Annotated in this window: 3 protein-coding genes; all 3 read left to right on the top strand. The window is 67.2% G+C overall.

Features of this window, described 5'->3' with window-relative positions:
- The first annotated feature begins 157 nt into the window (after positions 1-157).
- On the top strand, positions 158-1,741 hold the full coding sequence (locus ACFQU1_RS06460) for a winged helix-turn-helix domain-containing tetratricopeptide repeat protein (RefSeq protein WP_378130495.1): 1,584 nt from the start codon (positions 158-160) through the stop codon (positions 1,739-1,741).
- Between the two features lie 192 nt (positions 1,742-1,933).
- Positions 1,934-3,277 carry an NtaA/DmoA family FMN-dependent monooxygenase gene (locus tag ACFQU1_RS06455; RefSeq protein ID WP_378130493.1) on the top strand — a complete coding sequence of 448 codons (1,344 nt, stop codon included), beginning with the start codon at positions 1,934-1,936 and terminating at the stop codon, positions 3,275-3,277.
- A 243-nt stretch (positions 3,278-3,520) separates the two neighbouring features.
- Positions 3,521-17,074 carry an amino acid adenylation domain-containing protein gene (locus ACFQU1_RS06450; RefSeq protein WP_378130491.1) on the top strand — a complete coding sequence of 4,518 codons (13,554 nt, stop codon included), beginning with the start codon at positions 3,521-3,523 and terminating at the stop codon, positions 17,072-17,074.
- Positions 17,075-17,076 lie beyond the last annotated feature (2 nt).

The following is a 17,076-nucleotide window of genomic DNA, read 5'->3' as shown; positions in this document are numbered from 1 at the left end:
TGCCTGCAAGCCGACCAAAAGACCTTGCGGGCGTCTTGGGGCGAGCCTGAATTTCCCTTGATTATTCGTCCAAGCGGCCGTCGCGGTCGGGTGTCCAGGACGCCCCGGCGTGCTATCAACGGCTGTCGCGCAAATGATGGCTTCGTGGAGCGTCCACGTGCAATTCCTGTTCGAAGGTTATGGGCTCGACACCGCCAAACGCGAGCTGACGCGGGGCTCCGAAGCCATAGCGATCGGGCCGAAGGTCTTCGACCTCCTCACGCATTTGGTGCGAAACCACGAGCGTGTCGTCGGCAAGGACGACCTGCTGGATGCGGTGTGGAGCGGACGAATCATCTCTGAATCGACGCTTACCAGCTATATCAACGCGGTGCGCAAAGCCATCGGCGACAGCGGCAAGGAGCAGCGGCTGATCAAAACGATCGCCCGAAAAGGCTTCCGCTTCGTTGCCGAGGTCACGGAGATGCATCCATCGGCTGGCTCCCGTTCCGCGGAAGCCCAACCAGTCACATCCGGCGAGATATCGGCGCCGGCACTGCCCCTCCCCGACAAGCCGTCGATTGCCGTCCTGCCGTTCCAGAACATGAGCGGCGACCCGGAGCAGGAATATTTTGCCGATGGCATGGTCGAGGACATCGTCACGGCCTTGTCGCGTATCCGCTGGCTGTTCGTCATCGCGCGCAACTCGAGCTTCACCTACCGCGGCCAGGCGGTGGACGTAAAACAGGTCGGTCGCGAGCTCGGCGTCCGCTATGTGCTGGAAGGGAGCGTGCGCAAGGCCGGTAACCGCGTGCGCATTACAGGGCAGCTCATCGACGCGACAACCGGTGCGCATCTCTGGGCAGAGCGCTTCGAGGGCACGCTCGACGACGTCTTCGAACTGCAGGACCAAGTCGCAGCGAGTGTCGTGGGGGCTATGGCGCCGCAGCTGGAGCGCGCGGAGATCGAGCGGGCCCAGCGAGCGCCGACAACGAGCCTCAGCGCCTATGACTGCCACCTCCGAGGAATCGCAGACTTGCAGCGGGGCAGCAAGGAGGCGATCGGTGCCGCCCTGCCGCTGTTCTATCGGGCGATCGAGCTCGATCTCGAATTCGCCTCGGCTTACGGAATGGCGGCATGGTGCTATTTCTGGCGAAAGGTCAACGGTTGGATGACCGACCGCGCGCAGGAGATCGAGGAAGGGGTCCGATTGGCCAGACGGGCCGTCGAACTCGGCAGAGACGATGCGGTTGCGCTGACCAGAGGAGGGCACGCGCTCAGCCATTTCACCGATGATTTCGATACCGGCATCGCCTTGCTCGACCGGGCGGTGATGCTCAACCCGAATCTAGCGGCGGCCTGGTTCCTGGGTGGCTATCTTAGGGTCTGGCACGGTGAAACGGACGCCGCGATCGTCCATTTCACACGTGCCATGCGCCTGAGCCCACTGGACCCTGAAATGTATCGCATGCAAGCCGGAGTCGCGGTGGCGCATCTGTTCGCGGGACGGTTCGATGCTGCATCCTCATGGGCGGAGCAGGCGTTCCGGAACCTGCCCAGCTTTCTGATGGTGGGCTGCATCATCGCGGCGAGCCACGCACTCGCCGGCCGCTCCGCACATGCTCAGCGCGCCATAAATCATCTGCGCGAGCTCGATCCCACTCTGCGCATTGCTAATATCAAGAATTGGCTGCCGATCCAACGATCGGAGGATTTCGCGGTATTCGCGGAGGGCTTGCGAAAAGCAGGTCTGCCGGAATGAGGGCCGGCCGCCCAAATGTCGCCCGCGGCGGCGAGCCGACGGGCGTGCCACAAGAGTTTCGGGTCTCGAGCATCTTAATCCGGGGTAATTTCAAAGGCCCGACTCTTTTCAGATCGACCGGTGGTGTGCCAGTATGAACCTGCGGCTCATCGGCGAACGGCTTTTGTAATCATCAGTGAAATGGGAGCAGACATGCGGCGCCAGATGATGCTCGCCGGATATATTCTGGTGCCTGGAAGTCATTTCGGCGGGATGTGGCGGCATCCATACAGCGAGACGGATTTCTGCGACCGCGCTCTGTATGAAAACGTTGCGCGCACCCTCGAACGCGGCTGCTTCGATTTGGCCTTCGTGCCCGAATCGCTTTCCGTCCCTGTTGGGCTCAATGGCGATCACGAAACGCTGGTCAAGTATGGCGCCGTGGGCGCCATTCGCCACGACCCATCCCATCTCGTCGCACCCATGGTGGCCGCCACGCGGCATCTCGGTTTCACCATCACCTTATCGACCACTTTCATGGAGCCGTATCATCTCGCACGCATCTTCGGGACGCTCGACCATTTCAGCGCAGGTCGCATCGCGTGGAATGTCGTGACGTCTGCGGGCGAGAGCAACGCCTATAACTTCGGCCATCACCCGAAACTCGACCATGATGCGCTCTATGATCGGGCCGACGAGGTGCTGGACCTCTGCACCAAGCTGTGGCGGTCCTGGGAGCCGGATGCTCTGGTGCGAGATCAGGCCACCGGCATCTATGCCGATCCCGAGAAGATTCACAGGCTCGACCACGCAGGGGCCTACTTCAACGTACGGGGCCCCTTGTCCTTGCCGCGCGGTCCCGGCGGCGGGCCTGTCCTCATGATGGCTGGGGTCTCTTCCCGCGGACGAGATTTCGCCGCCCGCTGGGCCGAGGTGATCTTCGCGATCCAGAGCGATCAGCAGGGCATGAGGGAACTGCGCGACAACGTGCGAGCGCGTGCCGCCGAACTGGGCAGAACCGGAGCGCCGATCAAGCTGCTGGCGGCTGTTCAGCCTATCCTCGGCGAAACCAGGGACATCGCGCAGGCCAGGGCCGCCTATCTCGATCGCCTCATCCATCCGGAAATGGCCCGGGCCTTCTTCGCGGCGATGCTCGGAATAGACCTTTCGCATTACGCTCCGTCGACGCCGATCGAAGTCGTGCTGGCCGCCAGCGACGGCCGCAGCGCCGTGGACGCGGGGGCCGCGCGGCCGTGGCTGCAGCGCATCATCGCGGAGCGGCCGGACCATGCCTGGACCGTCGACGAGATTGCGATCAAGCTCGCGCAGAGTTCATCCACTCCGCGGCTGATCGGAACTGCATCCGATGTGGCCGATGAGCTCGAGGAACTCTTTCTCTCCGAAGCTTGCGACGGCTTCGTGGTGACACCCACGCATTTTCCGGGAAGCTTCGAAGAGTTCACGCGCGCCGTCGTACCCGAATTGCAGCGCCGCGGCCTGATGAGAACTCAGTATAAGCACGAGGGCTTTCGCAGCGAACTCGGCCTTGATGCTTGATAGGATTCTTGAGCTGGCTAGCGAACAGCTCTGCCATTAACCATAATTCTGTCAAAATGTGTCGAAAACGCGCTTACTTCGAATTGAGCGGTCGTGGTAATGAGGTAAATATCCGAAGCTGGAACCAGCAGAAGGTTGCCTGGCTCTGAGTCTGTCTGGGGGAGACGAAGAGGGCATGCATTGAATCATTCACGCCATGCGTTCAGGCATTCTCCAGAGCAATCGAGAACTTCCGAACATTCCTTGGTCGCCGATGGTGAGGCGGTTCCTGCGGCGATCGTAAGCGGTGAGCCCCATCGTCTTGCGCAGACGAATCTGGCGGACCTCTTCGAGGCGCAAGTCGCCCGAACACCCGAGGCGATCGCCGTCGTTTCGGAGGACGCGCGGGTAACCTATGCCGAGCTCGATCGTGCCGCCAATCATATGGCGCATCATCTCGTCGCCAAGGGTCTCGGCCCGGAGAGCATCGCGGGGATCGCCCTGCGGCGCTCCGTCGACAGTGTCGTCGCGCTGCTCGCGGTCCTGAAGAGCGGCGCCGCCTATCTGCCGCTCGACCCGGAATATCCTGCCGAGCGGCTCGCCTATATGGTGGAGGATGCCGAGCCGGCGTGTCTCATTCTTCGGTCGTCGATGCCGGCCGGCTTGTTGCCTGCGCGGACCGGGGTGTTCGTGCTCGATCTGGACGACGACGCGGTCCGCGCGCGTATCGAGGCGGAGCCGGCCCACGCACCGACTGACGATGACCGCCGCCAGCCCCTTAGACCGCAGCATCCGGCCTATGTCGTCTATACGTCCGGTTCGACGGGGGCTCCCAAGGGCGTGGTGGGGCTGCATGCCGGCATGGCGAACCGGCTCGCCTGGTTCGAAAGCCTCTGTCCAGCGCAGTCGGCAGGCCCGGCGGCGGTCAAGAGCTCGCTCAGCTTCATCGACGGCTCGACGGAACTGTTGGGTGCCTTGCTCTATGGCGGCACGGTCGTCCTTGTCGCGCCGGAGGTTGCCAAGAATCCCGGAGAGCTGGCTGCCGCCATCGCCCGTCACGGCATCGCCCGCATCACCCTCGTGCCGAGCTTGCTCGCCGCGATGCTGGAAGATGGCGATCCCGTCGCGCTGCGCGATTGCGCGCTCTGGATCACCAGCGGCGAGGCCTTGCCGGAGGCGTTGGCACGTGAGTTCGGAGAGGTCCTGCCGGCGGCGCGACTGCTCAATTTTTACGGTGCCTCGGAGGCGAGTGGCGACAGCCTCTTTGCCGCGGTCGAGAAGGATGGCGACGCGCCGATCGGCCAACCCATCTGGAACACCAGTGTCTACATTCTCGACGGCACCTTGCAGCCCGTTCCGGTCGGGTCCCCAGGAGAGCTTTACGTTGCCGGCATGGGCCTTGCGCGGGGCTATCTCAAGCGTCCGGGACTGACGGCAGAACGGTTCGTCGCCGATCCATTCGGCGGTGCGAATTCGCGGATGTATCGCACCGGGGACGTGGCGATATTGCGGGGCGATGGCGCGCTGGTCTTCGTCGGACGCGCTGACCATCAGGTGAAGATCCGCGGCAATCGTGTCGAGCCGGGCGAGGTGGCGGCTATTCTCGATCGCCACCCCTCTGTGGCGCGTTGCGTGGTCGTCGGCTGGGACGCTCCGCGTGGCGACAAGCAACTGGTTGCCTATGTCGTGGGCGCGGGCGACGTGGCGCCGGATGTGTCGGAGCTTTCCCGGCATCTTGCGCAACTCCTGCCGGACTTCATGGTGCCGCAGGCCTTTGTCGTCCTCGACGCTCTGCCTTTGACCGCCAACGGCAAGCTCGATCGCAAAGCCTTGCCGCCACCGGACTATGCTGCCCTGATCGGCGAAGACGCACCGCGGACCGCCCGTGAGGAGGCGCTGTGCCAGCTGTTCGCGGAGATTCTCGGCCTGCCGCGGGTCGGTATCAACGACAGCTTCTTTGCACTCGGTGGGCATTCGCTGCTGGCGACGCGGCTCGCCAATCGCATTCGCAACCGGCTCGGCATCGAAATCCCGATGCGGATGGTGTTCGACGCGCCGACGGTCGCGTCGCTCGCAGTGGCGCTCGAGCGGGCTGGCATGGCACGCGAGATTCCGCAGCGCATGCAGCGGCCGCAGACGATCCCACTGTCTGCAGCGCAGCGGCGCCTCTGGGTGGTGAGCCGTCTCGACGGGCCGAGTGCCGCCTACAACATCCCGCTCGCCACGCGGCTATCCGGGAAGCTCGATCGCGCTGCGCTCGGAGCGGCGCTCGCCGATGTCACCGACCGGCACGAGAGCCTGCGCACGATCTATCCCGAAGATCTCGGCCTGCCGTATCAGAGGGTGCTGCCGCCTGCGAGCGGGCGACCGAAAATGAGGATACGGGCAGTCTCCGAAGCGGATCTGCCGGTGGCTCTGAATGCGGCGGCCTCGGAGACCTTCGACCTCGCCACCGATCTGCCCTTGCGCGCTCATCTCTTCACGCTTGCCGCGCGTGAGCATGTATTGCTCCTCGTCCTTCACCATATCGCCGGGGACGGCGCTTCCCTGAACATTCTGGGACGCGACCTGACGACGGCCTATGCAGCACGGCATCACGGAACGGCCCCGACATGGTCGCCGCTTCCGCTGCACTATGCGGATTATGCTCTCTGGCAGAACGCCATGCTCGGCTCCGAAGAGGACCCGGCGAGCGCCTCGTCGCGGCAACTCGCCTATTGGCGTGAGATGCTCGACGGATTGCCTGAGCAGCTTGATCTGCCGACGGATTTTACCAGGCCTTCCATATTGCTGAAGCGGGGCGGCACGGTGCCGCTCCAACTCGATGCGACACTGCACCGTGCCATCGTCGCGCTCTGCCGAGATGAGCGGGCGAGCGTCTTCATGGTGCTGCAGGCTGCGCTCGCCGCCTTGCTCTCACGGCTCGGCGCGGGAGACAACATCGCCATCGGCAGTCCGATCGCGGGGCGGACCGATGAAGTGCTCGACGATCTCATCGGGTTCTTCGTCAATACGCTCGTCCTGCGGACAGATACGAGCGGATCTCCCAGCTTTCGCGCGCTGCTCGACCGTGTGCGCAAATCGGATCTGTCCGCCTATGCCCACCAGGACGTCCCGTTCGACCGGGTCGTCGAGATGCTCAATCCGGAGCGATCGCTCAGCCACCACCCGCTGTTTCAAGTGGCGCTCGAAGTCCAGAATGCCCCGGACGCGCCTTGGCGGTTTCCTGAGCTGCAGTCCCGCCCCGAGCCGGTCACGATCGATGCGGCGAAATTCGATCTCGTCTTCAGCCTCACCGAACGGCAAGACGCCGACGGGGCGCCGGTAGGGATCGAGGGCGCCCTCGAATACAGCACCGAGCTCTTCAAGCGGTCGACTGCGGAAGGCGTGGCGCGGCGCTTCGTGCTGCTGCTCGAACGGGCACTCGCGACACCCGACAGCCCGATCGGCGCACTCGATCTGCTCGCCCCCGACGAGCGCCGGCAGGTTCTGGAGACCTGGAACGAGACTGTCTATCCACATGCGGCCGTGGATCTCACCATCCCGCAGAGATTTGCCGAACAGGTGAACCGGCGGCCGGATGCGGTCGCGCTGCGCAGCGCCGGCACGACCCTGACTTTTGCGGAATTGGACCGGCGCGCCAATCGCGTAGCAAACCGGCTGATTGATCTTGGCGTCCGGCCTGAGACGCGGGTCGGCGTGCTCATGGAGCGTTCCGCCGCGCTCATCGTCGCCACCCTCGGCATCCTGAAGGCCGGCGGGGTCTATGTTCCCTTGCACGACAGTCATCCGGAGGCGCGGAAACGGCAGATCCTGGAAGAAACCGAAGCGGCCCTTCTGGTGATGGATCTGGCCAGTGCGGAGGCGGCGCCCTCGGGAATAGCCCACCTCGTCCTCGATACCGAGGCCGCCCTGGCAGCGGCGGGTGACCACGATCCGGGGGTTGCCGGGCATCCCGATTGGCTCGCCTATGTGATGTATACGTCGGGCTCGGCCGGCCTGCCGAAGGGAATTGGCATCAGCCATCGCAACGTGCTCGGGCTCGCCCTCGACCGGTGCTGGGATCGAGGCCATCACGATCGGGTTCTGCTGCACTCGCCTTACGCCTTCGACGCCTCCACCTATGAGATCTGGGTGCCGCTGATGACCGGCGGTACCGTCGTGGTCGCCCCGCCGGGGCCTCTCGATCCGTCCTCTCTCTGCGAGCTCATTGCAGAAGAGCGACTGACCGGGCTGTTCATAACCACGAGCCTCTTCAATCTTTTCGCGGAGGAGATGCCCAATTGCTTCGCGGGCCTGAAGACGCTCTGGACGGGCGGTGATGCCGCCTCGCTGTCGGCCTTCCGGCGGGTGATGGAGCATTGTCCAGGTACCACGGTAGTGAACGCCTACGGTCCAACCGAGACGACGATGTTCGCTACTTCCCATCGGCCAGGACTGGACGAATGGTCCGAGCGGGCGGTGGCCATCGGCAGGCCGCGGGACAACACCCGGACCTATGTGCTGGACCGGTGGCTGTCGCCGGTGCCGGTCGGCGTCGTCGGCGAACTCTACATCGGCGGCGATGGTGTGGGTCGTGGCTATATCGGGCGTGCCGGCCTGACGGCGGAGCGCTTCATCGCCGATCCCCATGCCGGCCCCGGCGCGCGCATGTATCGCACCGGCGATCTCGTGCGGCACCGGCCGGACGGGGCGCTGGAATTCGTCGGCCGCGCCGACGATCAGGTGAAGATCCGCGGCTTTCGCATAGAGCTCGCCGAAATCGAGGCGGCGCTCGGCAGCGAGGCTTCGGTCGGTCCCTGCGCCGTGGTCCTGCGGGAGGATCGGCCGGGCGAAAAAGCACTGGTCGCCTATGTTGTCGGTGCCAACGGCGTCGCGCCGGACGTGGCGGCCTTGCGCGACCATCTCTCCGCGCGCCTGCCGGACTACATGGTGCCGGCCGTCTTTGTGGTTTTCGACCGCCTGCCGATCACGCCGAACGGCAAATTGGATCGCCGCGCGCTGCCGATCCCGGCGCTGCCCAAGCCCTCCGCCGGATCGGGCGCCCGCAATCCTCGTGAGGAGCTGCTCTGCCGGTTGTTCGCGGACGTGCTGCATCTCGATGCGGTCGGCCCCACAGACAGTTTCTTCGCCCTCGGCGGCGACAGCATCATGTCGATCCAGCTGGTCAGTCGCGCCCGGGCGGCGGGTCTTTCCTTCAGTCCGCGGGACGTTTTCCGTCTCAAGACGGTCGAGGCCTTGGCGCGCGCCGCAAGTGCCGTGGACACGCATGAGGCGGGTGCCGAACCCACGATGGCTCCCCTCGTTTCCTTGACCGGGTCGGAGGTGGAGGAACTGGAGGCGTCTGTAGCGGGGCTGGAGGAGGTTCTGCCTCTGTCGCCGTTGCAGGAGGGGCTTCTGTTCCATGCCTTGTATGACGCAGATGCAGATGCCTATGGGGTCGAGGTGGCCCTCGATCTCGCGGGACCGCTCGATGCCCCCGCCCTGCGGCAGGCTTTTGCGGCGCTGCTTGCTCGCCATGCCAATCTGCGGGCGGCGTTCCGGCACCGGGGGCTCACGCGTCCCGTCCAGGTGATCGCGTCGGCGGTGACGCTGCCCTGGACGGAGATCGACCTCGGGGAGACGCCGGAAGCGCAGTGCGACGCCCGGCTCGCGGCGTTCATGGCGGAGGAGCGGGCGCGCGGCTTCGTCATGGACGAGGCGCCGCTCATGCGGGTCGCGCTGGTGCGGCTCGGCGCCGATCGCCACCGGCTGATCCTCACCAATCACCACATCCTGCTCGACGGCTGGTCGATGCCGGTGGTGCTGGACGAGCTGTTTCGGCTCTACCGCGGCGAGAGCCTGGCGCCGGCGACACCGTACCGTGCCTATCTCGCCTGGCTCGGCCGGCAGGACCGGGAGGCGGCGCGGGCCGCCTGGCGGGAGGCGCTTGCCGGGCTCGAAGAGCCGACGCGGCTCCTCGACGAACTGTCCGGCGCGGGGGTGCGCGAAGCGCTGCCCGAGACGGCGGCTGCGCCCGGGCGCGTGCAGCGGCATGTGTCGCTATCCTTGTCGCCGGCGCTGACGGGAGCGCTGGGCGACCTGGCGCGGCGCCATGATCTGACCCTCAACACGATCGTGCAGGCGGCCTGGGCGCTGCTGCTCGGGCGCATGAGCGGCCGCGACGACGTCGTGTTCGGGGTGACGGTGTCGGGCCGTCCGGCCGAGATCGCCGGCGTCGAGACGATGGTCGGCCTGCTGATCAATACGGTGCCGCTGCGGGTCAAGTTGCGGCCGGGCGAGCCGGTGGCGGAGCTTCTGGTGCGGCTGCAGGCGGGGCAGGCGCGGCTTCTGCCGCATCAGCATCTCGGGCTGACGGAGATCCAGGCGGAGGCCGGGCTGGGCGCCCTGTTTGACACGCTGGTGGTGTTCGAGAACTACCCGCTCGACCGGGGCCGGCTCGATGCGCCGGCGCCGGGGCTGCGGGTGGCGGGCTTTGCAGCTGAAGACGCAACCCATTATCCGGTGAGCCTGATGGCCATGCCGGGCGAGCGGCTGGAGCTGCGGCTGGACTATCGCCCGGAGCTGGTCGCGGCGGCGATGGCCGAGGCTTTGTCGGTACGTCTGGAGCGGCTTCTGGCGGGCATGGCGGCGGATGCCGGCCAGCCGGTTGCGGCGCTCGATATCCTCGCCCCGGCGGAGCGCCAGCTGATCCTGGACGACTGGAACGCGACCCGGCATGAGGTGCCCGGGGCGTGCCTGCCGGCGCTGTTTGCGGCGCAGGTCGCAGCGAGCCCGGAAGCGGTGGCGGTGATCGCCGAAGGCGAGCGCCTGAGCTACCAGGCGCTCGACGACCGGGCCGAGGCGCTGGCGCACCGGCTGGTCGCGCGCGGCGTCGGGCCCGAGGACATCGTGGCGATCGCCTTGCCGCGCGCGGCGGCCATGGTGGCGGCGGTGCTCGGTGTGATGAAGGCGGGTGCGGCCTATCTGCCGCTCGACCCGGACTATCCGCGCGAGCGGCTGGCCTTCATGCTGCGGGATGCAGCCCCAAAGGCGCTGATCGCCAGCGAAGCGACGGCGGCGGCGATCGGCGCAGGCAGCCTCCTGCGCTTCGACCCGCCCGAGGCCGCAGTGCCCGCCGGCTCGGGCCGCCGGCATCCGGCCGTGCCGCGGCAGCCGCTCGATCCGCGCCATCCCGCCTATGTCATCTACACATCCGGTTCCACCGGGACGCCAAAAGGCGTCGTCGTGACGCATGGCGGCATTGCAGCGCTCGCCGGTGCCCAGATCGAACGCTTCGGGGTGAGCGCGCGCTCGCGCGTTCTCCAGTTCGCCTCGTTCAGCTTCGATGCGGCATTCTCCGAGTTCTGCATGGCACTCCTCAGCGGCGCGGCCCTGGTACTGCCGAAAGAGCGCTTGATGGCCGGCGCCGAGCTGGCCTCCATCATCGAGCGGCATCAGGTGACGCATGTCACGCTGCCTCCGGCGATCCTCGCCGCGCTTGAGCCCGGAACGCTGTCCCCGGATGTCACCATCGTGACGGCCGGAGAGGCTTGCCCGCCCGATGTCGTCGCAGCCTGGGCACCCGGGCGGACGATGATCAATGCCTATGGGCCGACGGAGACGACCGTCTGCGCCACCATGAGCGATGCGCTCTCGGCGGCGGATGCCGCCTCAGCGCCGCCGATCGGCCGGCCGATCTGGAATACGCGGGTCTATGTGCTCGACGGCGGCCTGCAGCCGGTGCCCACAGGGGTGGCGGGCGATCTCTATATCGCAGGCGACGGGCTCGCCCGCGGTTATCTCGGCCGCGCCGGCCTGACTGCCGCGCGCTTCCTCGCCGACCCTTTCGGCCTGGCGGGGGCCCGCATGTATTACACCGGCGATCGCGCCCGCTTTCGACCGGACGGCAGCCTCGATTTTCTCGGTCGCAGCGATCAGCAGGCGAAGATCCGCGGTCACCGCATCGAGCTCGGCGAGATCGAGGTGATGCTCGCCCGCCATCCGGGCGTGACGGCCGCGGCGGCGCTGGTTCGCGAGGACCAGCCCGGGCACCGGCGGCTCGTCGCCTATGTCGTGGGCTCGGCCGATCCGGACGCGCTGAAGGAACAGCTTGCCGCCGAGCTGCCCGAGCCGATGGTGCCGCAGGCGATCGTGACGCTTCCCGTCTTGCCGCTGACCCCGAACGGCAAGCTCGATCGCAAGGCCCTGCCGGCACCGGATCTTGCCGGGCCCACCGGCCGCGGGCCGCGCAACGACCGCGAGGCGCTGCTTTGCCGCCTCTTCGCCGATGTCCTCGGCCTCCCTGATGTCGGTATCGACGACAGCTTCTTCGCGCTCGGGGGCGACAGCATCGTCTCCATCCAACTGGTGAGCCGCGCTGCCTCGGCAGGCCTCATCTTCACGCCCCGCGACGTTTTCGAGCACAAGACCGTGGCGAGACTTGCGGAGATCGCAAGCTTCGCCACAGGTCCCCGCGTGGCCGATATCGGAACGGGGCGCGTGCCGCTCGTCCCAATCATGCATTGGCTGGGGACCCAAAGTGGTCCGATCGACCGATTCAACCAGACGATGCTGTTGGAGGTGCCGGCCGGCCTCGATCCTGCGGACCTGAAGGCGGCTCTCCAGGCCGTCCTCGACCACCACGACGCTCTCCGGCTGAGATTGACTGTGAAGGGCGACGATTGGGCGCTCACGATCGCCGATCGCGGCGCCGTCGATGCCGCGACTTGCCTGCGGCGGGTCGTAATCACCGGCCTCTCGACCGACGCGATGGCCATGCGCATGGCCGAGGAGACCGCGGCGGCCGCCGCGCGCCTTGTCCCCGGTGATGGGGTCATGGTGCAAGCCGTCTGGTTCGATGCAGGTGGCGACAGTCCGGGCCGCTTGCTCCTGGTGCTTCACCATCTGGTGGTGGACGGCGTGTCGTGGCGTATCCTCGTTCCAGATCTCCAGCAGGCGTGGGAGGCGAGCGCCGCCGGGAAAGTGCCGCATCTGGCGCCGGTCGGCACGTCGTTCCGGCGCTGGGCCGCGCATCTCCATGCCGAGGCGGGCACGGACGGGCGCCGGGCCGAGCTGGCGCATTGGCTGTCGGTGCTCGCAGAGCCGGACCCGCTCATCGGAATGCGGCCCCTCGATCCAAGTCGCGACGTGAACGGCACCGCTGGCCACATCGCGCTGACCCTACCGGCCGATGTCACGGCGCCGCTACTCGGACGCCTGCCGGCCCTCTTTCACGGCAGAGTCAACGACGTGCTGCTCACCGCCTTCGCGGTCGCCTTCACGGAATGGCGGCGCGACAACGGCTGGGGTGCCGGCTCGTCGATGCTGCTCGACCTCGAAGGGCATGGTCGCGAGGAAAGTGGCGATATCGACCTGTCACGGACGGTCGGATGGTTCACCAGCCTCTATCCCGTCCGCCTCGATCCCGGCCAGGATGCTTCGATCCAGGCGTCGTTGAAGCGCGTGAAGGAGCAGATCCGGCAAGTGCCGGACAACGGCCTTGGCTTCGGCCTTCTGCGCTATCTCGATGAGGCGGGAGCCGCCACATTGCGCGATGCTCCCCGCCCGCAGATCGCCTTCAATTACCTCGGGCGCTTTGCGTCGGAGACCGGACCCTGGCTGCCGGCGCCAGAGTCCGACGGGCTCGGCGGTGATGGTGACGCGGCGATGGCGCTCGCCCATGCCCTGACCCTCGACGCGCAGGTGATGGACGAGAAGACGGGGCCACGGCTCGTTGCCCATTGGACCTTTGCGACGGGCATATTGACGGAGGAGGCCGTTTGCGATCTCGGCGGACGGTGGTTCCGGGCCCTGACGGCTTTGGCCGCTCTCAGTCGGGATCCTCGTGCGGGCGGGCACACGCCTTCGGATTTTCCCCTTGTTTCCTTGACCGGGTCAGAGGTGGAGGAACTGGAGGCGTCTGTAGCGGGGCTGGAGGAGGTTCTGCCTCTGTCGCCGTTGCAGGAGGGGCTTCTGTTCCATGCCTTGTATGACGCAGATGCAGATGCCTATGGGGTCGAGGTGGCCCTCGATCTCGCGGGGCCGCTCGATGCCCCCGCCCTGCGGCAGGCTTTTGCGGCGCTGCTTGCCCGCCATGCCAATCTGCGGGCGGCGTTCCGGCACCGGGGGCTGACGCGTCCCGTCCAGGTGATCGCGTCGGCGGTGACGCTGCCCTGGACGGAGATCGACCTCAGGCAGACGCCGGAAGCGCAGCGCGAGGCCCGGCTCGCGGCGTTCATGACGGAGGAGCGGGCGCGCGGCTTCGTCATGGACGAGGCGCCGCTCATGCGGGTCGCGCTGGTGCGGCTCGGCGCCGACCGCCACCGGCTGATCCTCACCAATCACCACATCCTGCTCGACGGCTGGTCGATGCCGGTGGTGCTGGACGAGCTGTTTCGGCTCTACCGGGGCGAGAGCCTGGCGCCGGCGACACCCTACCGTGCCTATCTCGCCTGGCTCGGCCGGCAGGACCGGGAGGCGGCGCGGGCCGCCTGGCGGGATGCGCTTGCCGGGCTCGAGGAGCCGACGCGGCTCCTCGACGAACTGTCCGGCGCGGGGGTGCGGGACGCGCTGCCCGAGACGCCGGCTACGCCCGGGCGCGTGCAGCGGCATGTGTCGCTATCCTTGTCGCCGGCGTTGACGGGCGCGCTGGGCGATCTGGCGCGGCGCCATGATCTGACGCTCAACACGATCGTGCAGGCGGCCTGGGCGCTGCTGCTCGGGCGCATGAGCGGGCGCGACGACGTGGTGTTCGGGGTGACGGTGTCGGGCCGTCCGGCGGAAATCGCCGGCGTCGAGACGATGGTCGGCCTGCTGATCAATACGGTGCCGCTGCGGGTCAAGTTGCTGCCGGGCGAGCCGGTGGCGGAGCTTCTGATGCGGTTGCAGGCGGGGCAGGCGCGGCTTCTGCCGCATCAGCATCTCGGGCTGACGGAGATCCAGGCGGAGGCCGGGCTGGGCGCCCTGTTCGACACGCTGGTGGTGTTCGAGAACTACCCGCTCGACCGGGGCCGGCTCGATGCGCCGGCGCCGGGGCTTCGGGTGGCGGGCTTTGCGGCTGAAGACGCGACCCATTATCCGGTGAGCCTGATGGCCATGCCGGGCGAGCGGCTGGAACTGCGGCTGGACTATCGCCCGGAGCTGGTCGCGGCGACGACGGCCGAGGCTTTGTCGGGGCGCCTGGAGCGGCTTCTGGCGGGCATGGCGGCGGATGCCGGCCAGCCGGTCGCAGCGCTCGATATCCTCGCCCCGGCGGAGCGCCGGCTGATCCTGGACGACTGGAACGCGACCCGGCATGAGGTGCCCGGGGCGTGTTTTCCGGCGCTGTTTGCGGCGCAGGTCGCAGCGAGCCCGGAAGCGGTGGCGGTGATCGCCAGGGACGAGCGCCTGAGCTACCAGGCGCTCGACGACCGGGCCGAGGCGCTGGCGCATCGGCTGATCGCGCGCGGCATCGGGCCCGAGGACATCGTGGCGATCGCCCTGCCGCGCTCGGCGGCCATGGTGGCGGCGGTGCTCGGCGTGATGAAGGCGGGTGCGGCCTATCTGCCGCTCGACCCGGACTATCCGCGCGAGCGGCTGGCCTTCATGCTGCGGGATGCGGCGCCGAAAGCGCTGATCGCCAGCGAAGCGACGGCGGCGGCGATCGGCGCAGGCAGCCTCCTGCGCTTCGACCCGCCCGTGGCGGGCTCCAGCCGTCGGCATCCGGCCGTGCCGCTCACGCCGATCGACCCGCGCCATTCCGCCTATGTCATCTACACATCCGGTTCCACCGGGACGCCAAAAGGCGTCGTCGTGACGCATGGCGCGCTGAACAATTTCCTGGCCGCCATGCAGGACGAGATCGGCTTCGCACCACGCGACCGCCTGCTGGCTGTCACTACGCTCGGATTCGATATCGCCGGCCTGGAGCTGTTCGGGCCGCTGCGCGCGGGAGGCTCGGTCGTGCTCGTCGGCCGCGACACGGTCCAGACGCCGAGAGCGCTGGCCCGCGCCGCCGTCGAAACCGAAGCCACGATCATGCAGGCTACACCGTCCCTGTGGCGGTCGTTGTTGAACGATGCGGGCGCCGCCCTCCCGCGGCTGCGGATGCTCGTGGGCGGAGAGGCGTTGCCGGGCGACCTTGCCGTGCAGATGCTTGAAGCGGGCCGAAACCTCGTCAATCTCTATGGGCCGACGGAGACGACCATCTGGTCGACCGCGGCCCGCGTTGACGGCGCCACCGCCTCAGCGCCACCGATCGGCCGGCCGATCTGGAATACGCGGGTCTATGTACTCGACGGCGGCCTGCAGCCGGTGCCCGCAGGGGTGGCGGGTGATCTCTATATCGCAGGCGACGGCCTCGCCCGCGGCTATCGCGGCCGCCCCGGCCTGACTGCCGCGCGCTTCCCCGCCGACCCTTTCGGCCTGGCGGGGGCCCGCATGTATCGCACCGGCGATCGCGCCCGCTTTCGGCCGGACGGCAGCCTCGATTTTCTAGGCCGCAGCGACCACCAGGTGAAGATCCGCGGCCACCGTATCGAGCTCGGCGAGATCGAGGCGATGCTCGCCCGCCATCCGGACGTGATGGCCGCTGCGGCGCTGGTTCGCGAGGACCAGCCGGGGCACCGGCGGCTCGTGGCCTATGTCGTGGGCTCGGCCGATCCGGACGCGCTGAAGGAACAGCTTGCCGCCGAGCTGCCCGAGCCGATGGTGCCGCAGGCGATCGTGACGCTTCCCGCCTTGCCGCTGACCCCGAACGGCAAGCTCGACCGCAAGGCGCTGCCGGAACCGGACATTGCCACCACCACCGGCCGTGGGCCGCGTAATGACCGCGAGGCGCTGCTTTGCCGTCTCTTCGCCGATGTCCTCGGCCTTCCTAATGTCGGTATCGACGACAGTTTCTTCGCGCTCGGGGGGCATTCCCTGACGGCAGCGCGTCTCACCAGCCGGATCCACAGCATGCTCGGCGCGGAAATTACCATCCGCGACCTTTTTGAGAGACCCACGGTTGCCGGCCTCATCGAGAGGCTCGATGCCCGGCCCGGCGCGAGCCCGCTCGACGTCATCATCCCCTTGCAGTCCTCCGGGGACGAACCGCCACTGTTTTGCATCCATCCCGGTTATGGCCTCGGCTGGAGCTATACCGGGCTGGTTCCTCACCTCGGGCCGAACATTCCGATCTATGCGCTGCAGGCGCGCAATCTCGATCACGACGAGCCAATGCCGCGTTCCGTCGCGGAGATGGCGCGCGATTATCTGGCTCATATTCGGCGCGTCCAGCCCCGTGGCCCCTATCGTCTTCTCGGATGGTCCTTTGGTGGATTGGTTGCCTTTGCGATCGCCACCATGCTGCAGGAAGAGGGCTCCGAAGTTTCGCTCCTCGCGCTGCTCGACAGCCATCTGCCTGCGACAGAGGGCGAAGGTTTTGGATCTCCCCAGTTGGAACCCTCCCGTGACCGTCACCTGGCCATGTTCCTCACCATGATCGGCTACGACGGCTCGGTTCCGTCCGCGGATGAGGTGCAATGGCAGGACATCGCCGCCTCTCTTCGGCGCAGAGATGATCCGCTCGGCCGGCTTCCGCCGCGCGCATTCGAAGGAATGTTGGCGGTCAGCGCCAATAATTTGAGGTTGGCGCAGCAGTTTTCGCCCTCTGTCTACCGGGGCGAACTCATCTATTTTCGCGCGGCCCGGGGTGACGTCCCCGCATCGGCAGGCGCCTGGAATGCGGCGGTCGATGGCGGTCTCCGTGAATACACGATCGATTGCAACCACGACGACATGACGAAGCAGGACAGTCTCGCCGTCATCGGGCCGCTGCTGGCAACGCATGTCGGCCGGATCAGACGCGGTGGATGAGG

Origin of the sequence: Chelatococcus sp. GCM10030263, from assembly GCF_042666455.1 — a bacterium.
Classification (GTDB): domain Bacteria; phylum Pseudomonadota; class Alphaproteobacteria; order Rhizobiales; family Beijerinckiaceae; genus Chelatococcus.
The sequence above is the reverse complement of the archived record's forward strand: the minus strand, read 5'-3'. Positions and strand labels throughout refer to the sequence as shown.

What these genes read in the sequence shown, in the direction of transcription:
- ACFQU1_RS06455 (WP_378130493.1), top strand. Translation starts at nt 1,934, where the DNA reads ATGCGGCGCCAGATGATGCTCGCCGGATATATTCTGGTGCCTGGAAGT.